The organism is Acidisoma silvae (genome assembly GCF_020618775.1).
GTDB lineage: Bacteria > Pseudomonadota > Alphaproteobacteria > Acetobacterales > Acetobacteraceae > Acidisoma > Acidisoma silvae.
The window spans coordinates 1-508 of sequence record NZ_JAESVB010000081.1; the positions used below are offsets into that span (position 1 = coordinate 1).

General features: G+C 56.3%; 1 protein-coding gene. It reads left to right on the top strand.

What is annotated here, in order from left to right; translation table 11 throughout:
- Positions 1 to 455: hypothetical protein (locus tag ASILVAE211_RS25900; protein ID WP_227324225.1), on the top strand; the 455-nt coding region annotated here is incomplete at its 5' end.
- Positions 456 to 508: the final 53 nt, after the last annotated feature.

Below are 508 nucleotides of genomic sequence, written 5' to 3' on the forward strand. Positions count from 1 at the left end.
GCGATTTTCAGCGGACGATCGGAACAGTCGAAGGAACGATGCTTCAGCTACTTGCGCGAGGCAAAAAGAGAAGAATGACGGCCAGTAACTGGGATGCCGACGAAGAGTTCGCTTTGCGTGTAAAGGACCTCATCTGGGCGTTCACGCGGTCAGACGCGCTCTATGGAGATCGTATTGTCTACGACGCCGTCGCATGCGATCGCCTTGATGACTCTTGGCATAAATCAAGGCGCCGGCACCCTGGCCCTCTGGATTTCAACCGGCTTCCCATCGGCTTCAGGCATCTGCTTGTCGCAACCGCCATACTGCTGGCGGGGCCACGCTTACGGCTGGAGGCATTCTACGGCTTCGCAACCAACCTTGAGGACAACTTGGCCGTGATCTCCCAACGGCTCAGCTCTTTGGATCGACATCACCTTGCCCGCCGGCAGGCGAGATGGTCGTGCGACATATAGAACCTCAGAATCCTGGATTTAAGGAACACCTTGACCGGGAAAAGGTTGAGTCC